This window comes from Agromyces sp. Y182 (assembly GCF_059445385.1).
Genome location: NZ_JCAIUF010000003.1, coordinates 1 through 5,322 on the forward strand (window position 1 = coordinate 1; position 5,322 = coordinate 5,322).

Sequence of the window (5,322 nt, forward strand, 5' to 3'; positions counted from 1 at the left end):
TAAGTAGTCAGTTGTTTCTCTGTCAGTGATTGAAACTCTCAATGCCTTCGGGTGTTGGAACCAGTTTTTTTGGAGAGTTTGATCCTGGCTCAGGACGAACGCTGGCGGCGTGCTTAACACATGCAAGTCGAACGATGAACTTGGAGCTTGCTCTGGGGGATTAGTGGCGAACGGGTGAGTAACACGTGAGTAACCTGCCCTGGACTCTGGGATAACGCTGAGAAATCGGTGCTAATACCGGATAGGACCTGGAACCGCATGGTTTTGGGTGGAAAGTTTTTTCGGTCTGGGATGGACTCGCGGCCTATCAGCTTGTTGGTGAGGTAATGGCTCACCAAGGCGTCGACGGGTAGCCGGCCTGAGAGGGTGACCGGCCACACTGGGACTGAGACACGGCCCAGACTCCTACGGGAGGCAGCAGTGGGGAATATTGCACAATGGGCGCAAGCCTGATGCAGCAACGCCGCGTGAGGGATGACGGCCTTCGGGTTGTAAACCTCTTTTAGTAAGGAAGAAGGGAAGCTTGCTTCTTGACGGTACTTGCAGAAAAAGGACCGGCTAACTACGTGCCAGCAGCCGCGGTAATACGTAGGGTCCGAGCGTTGTCCGGAATTATTGGGCGTAAAGAGCTCGTAGGCGGTTTGTCACGTCTGCTGTGAAATCCCGAGGCTCAACCTCGGGCCTGCAGTGGGTACGGGCAGACTGGAGTGCGGTAGGGGAGAATGGAATTCCTGGTGTAGCGGTGGAATGCGCAGATATCAGGAGGAACACCGATGGCGAAGGCAGTTCTCTGGGCCGTAACTGACGCTGAGGAGCGAAAGCATGGGGAGCGAACAGGATTAGATACCCTGGTAGTCCATGCCGTAAACGTTGGGCGCTAGATGTGGGGACCTTTCCACGGTTTCCGTGTCGTAGCTAACGCATTAAGCGCCCCGCCTGGGGAGTACGGCCGCAAGGCTAAAACTCAAAGGAATTGACGGGGGCCCGCACAAGCGGCGGAGCATGCGGATTAATTCGATGCAACGCGAAGAACCTTACCAAGGCTTGACATAACCGAGAACGCTGCAGAAATGTGGAACTCTTTGGACACTCGGTTACAGGTGGTGCATGGTTGTCGTCAGCTCGTGTCGTGAGATGTTGGGTTAAGTCCCGCAACGAGCGCAACCCTCGTCGTATGTTGCCAGCACGTAATGGTGGGAACTCATATGAGACTGCCGGGGTCAACTCGGAGGAAGGTGGGGATGACGTCAAATCATCATGCCCCTTATGTCTTGGGCTTCACGCATGCTACAATGGCCGGTACAAAGGGCTGCGATGTCGTAAGGCGGAGCGAATCCCAAAAAGCCGGTCTCAGTTCGGATTGAGGTCTGCAACTCGACCTCATGAAGTCGGAGTCGCTAGTAATCGCAGATCAGCAACGCTGCGGTGAATACGTTCCCGGGCCTTGTACACACCGCCCGTCAAGTCATGAAAGTCGGTAACACCCGAAGCCAGTGGCCTAACCGCAAGGAGGGAGCTGTCGAAGGTGGGATCGGTGATTAGGACTAAGTCGTAACAAGGTAGCCGTACCGGAAGGTGCGGCTGGATCACCTCCTTTCTAAGGAGCAACTCGGAAGTCTTCGGGCTTTCGCAGTGCAGACCAGATCGGGTCCTTTGTGGCTCGCTGGTTGCTCATGGGTGGAACATTGACATAGGTGCCGGTTGATTTCGGCTGGACTTAGTACGTTGCTCCTTGTGGGTGATTGGAAGGGTTTGGTTGGGGGAGGCTGGTACGTGCACGCTGTTGGGTCCTGAGGGACCGGACAACCCTGCGCCTTTTGGGTGTGGGGGTGATGGTTTCTTGCAGGCCTTCACTGATGCCGATGGTTTTGATTCGGTAGGTGGTGGGGGTTCTGGCCGTCTGTTGAGAACTACATAGTGGACGCGAGCATCTTAGAAATAGCCCTTTGGGGCTGTTTCACAAAAGGTGAATCGCCAAGAGCATCCTTTCGGGGGTGTTGTTTGGTGTGTTCACTGGTCAATTTCGCAGCATTGCCTTTGGGTGGTGTTGCACGATTCGATCTCATGTGATTTCAAGTTTTTAAGAGCAAACGGTGGATGCCTTGGCATCTGGAGCCGAAGAAGGACGTCGTAATCTGCGATAAGCCTCGGGGAGCTGATAAACGAGCTGTGATCCGAGGATTTCCGAATGGGGAAACCCCGCCAGGCCCTTTGGGTGACCTGGTGACTCCCGCCTGAATATATAGGGCGGGTAGAGGGAACGTGGGGAAGTGAAACATCTCAGTACCCACAGGAAGAGAAAACAACAGTGATTCCGTTAGTAGTGGCGAGCGAACGCGGAAGAGGCTAAACCGAGCCATGTGTGATACCCGGCAGGGGTTGCATGGTCGGGGTTGTGGGACCTTTCGGACTGTACTGCCGTGCAGTCACGGTGACGCGTCAGGTATAGACGAACCGGATTGAAAGCCGGACCGGAGTGGGTGTGAGTCCCGTAGTCGAAATGCCTGGCGGCCCGGAGAGGTATCCCAAGTAGCACGGGGCCCGAGAAATCCCGTGTGAATCTGTCAGGACCACCTGATAAGCCTAAATACTCCCAGATGACCGATAGCGGACAAGTACCGTGAGGGAAAGGTGAAAAGTACCCCGGGAGGGGAGTGAAATAGTACCTGAAACCGTTTGCTTACAAACCGTTGGAGCCTCCTTGTTGGGGTGACAGCGTGCCTTTTGAAGAATGAGCCTGCGAGTTAGTGATTTGTGGCGAGGTTAACCCGTGAGGGGCAGCCGTAGCGAAAGCGAGTCTGAATAGGGCGATTCAGTCGCAGGTCCTAGACCCGAAGCGAAGTGATCTATCCATGGCCAGGTTGAAGCGACGGTAAGACGTCGTGGAGGACCGAACCCACTTCAGTTGAAAATGGAGGGGATGAGCTGTGGATAGGGGTGAAAGGCCAATCAAACTTCGTGATAGCTGGTTCTCTCCGAAATGCATTTAGGTGCAGCGTTGCGTGTTTCTTGCCGGAGGTAGAGCTACTGGATGGCCGATGGGCCCTAAAAGGTTACTGACGTCAGCCAAACTCCGAATGCCGGTAAGTGAGAGCGCAGCAGTGAGACGGTGGGGGATAAGCTTCATCGTCGAGAGGGAAACAACCCAGACCACCAACTAAGGTCCCTAAGCGCGTGCTAAGTGGGAAAGGATGTGGAGTTGCACAGACAACCAGGAGGTTGGCTTAGAAGCAGCCACCCTTGAAAGAGTGCGTAATAGCTCACTGGTCAAGTGATTCCGCGCCGACAATGTAACGGGGCTCAAGCACGCCACCGAAGTTGTGGCATTGACATTAATGGTAGGCCTTCGTGGTCCAGCCGTGTTGATGGGTAGGAGAGCGTCGTGTGGGCAGTGAAGCGGCGGTGTGAACCAGCCGTGGAGGCCACACGAGTGAGAATGCAGGCATGAGTAGCGAAAGACGGGTGAGAAACCCGTCCTCCGGAAGACCAAGGGTTCCAGGGTCAAGCTAATCTGCCCTGGGTAAGTCGGGACCTAAGGCGAGGCCGACAGGCGTAGTCGATGGACAACGGGTTGATATTCCCGTACCGGCGAAGAACCGCCCACACGAAATCAGGAGTGCTAAGCATCCCAAGACGCGTGGATCCCTTCGGGGACGATCGTGAGGCGGCATGCGACCCCATCTGGTGGAGTGAGCGTATTAACAGGTGTGACGCAGGAAGGTAGCCGATCCCGGGCGATGGTAGTCCCGGGGCAAGTGCGTAGGCCGAGCGATAGGCAAATCCGTCGCTCAGAAGGCTGAGACACGATGCGGATAAAAAGTTGGTGATCCTATGCTGCCGAGAAAAGCATCGACGTGAGGTTCTAGCCGCCCGTACCCCAAACCGACTCAGGTGGTCAGGTAGAGAATACCAAGGAGATCGAGAGAATCGTGGTTAAGGAACTCGGCAAAATGCCCCCGTAACTTCGGGAGAAGGGGGGCCTAAGGCGTGAACGGACTTGCTCCGGGAAGCGCTGTAGGGCCGCAGAGACCAGTGGGAAGCGACTGTTTACTAAAAACACAGGTCCGTGCTAAGTCGCAAGACGATGTATACGGACTGACGCCTGCCCGGTGCTGGAAGGTTAAGAGGACCGGTTAGCCGCAAGGCGAAGCTGAGAATTTAAGCCCCAGTAAACGGCGGTGGTAACTATAACCATCCTAAGGTAGCGAAATTCCTTGTCGGGTAAGTTCCGACCTGCACGAATGGCGTAACGACTTCCCAGCTGTCTCAACCGCGAACTCGGCGAAATTGCATTACGAGTAAAGATGCTCGTTACGCGCAGCAGGACGGAAAGACCCCGTGACCTTTACTACAGCTTGGTATTGGTGTTCGGTGTGGCTTGTGTAGGATAGGTGGGAGACTGTGAAGCTGGCACGCTAGTGTCGGTGGAGTCAATGTTGAAATACCACTCTGGTCACTCTGGATATCTAACTTCGAACCGTGATCCGGTTCAGGGACAGTGCCTGGTGGGTAGTTTAACTGGGGCGGTTGCCTCCCAAAAAGTAACGGAGGCGCCCAAAGGTTCCCTCAACCTGGTTGGCAATCAGGTGGCGAGTGTAAGTGCACAAGGGAGCTTGACTGTGAGACTGACAGGTCGAGCAGGGACGAAAGTCGGGACTAGTGATCCGGCAGTGGCTTGTGGAAGCGCTGTCGCTCAACGGATAAAAGGTACCTCGGGGATAACAGGCTGATCTTGCCCAAGAGTCCATATCGACGGCATGGTTTGGCACCTCGATGTCGGCTCGTCGCATCCTGGGGCTGGAGTAGGTCCCAAGGGTTGGGCTGTTCGCCCATTAAAGCGGTACGCGAGCTGGGTTTAGAACGTCGTGAGACAGTTCGGTCCCTATCCGCTGCGCGCGTAGGAAATTTGAGAGGATCTGACCCTAGTACGAGAGGACCGGGTTGGACGAACCTCTGGTGTGCCAGTTGTTCCGCCAGGAGCACCGCTGGTTAGCTACGTTCGGGATGGATAACCGCTGAAAGCATCTAAGCGGGAAGCCGGCCTCGAGATGAGATTTCCATCCCTTCGGGGGAGAGGCTCCCAGCCAGACGACTGGGTTGATAGGCCGGATGTGGAAGAGAGGACTAAAGACTCTCGCAGCTGACCGGTACTAATAAGCCGATAACTTGACAATCACTACACTCACACGTTTGAACACATTTCATGTAAAGGCCGTGTGTGTGGCCCAAGATTGCTCGCGTCCACTCTGTGGTTCCCTTCAGACGGAAACCCAACACATAACTCAACAGTTGTACCCGCACCACACCCCGGAGACCACGGTC

The 5,322-nt window shown here is 55.2% G+C and carries 2 rRNA genes; both read left to right on the top strand.

The features are described 5' to 3' along the window. Positions 1-66: 66 nt before the first annotated feature. Positions 67-1,597 (top strand): 16S ribosomal RNA (locus tag AC1C2R_RS20475). A 473-nt stretch (positions 1,598-2,070) separates the two neighbouring features. Then, positions 2,071-5,174, top strand: a 23S ribosomal RNA gene (locus AC1C2R_RS20480). The 16S and 23S rRNA genes sit together here, the layout of an rRNA operon. The last annotated feature ends 148 nt before the right edge of the window (positions 5,175-5,322 follow it).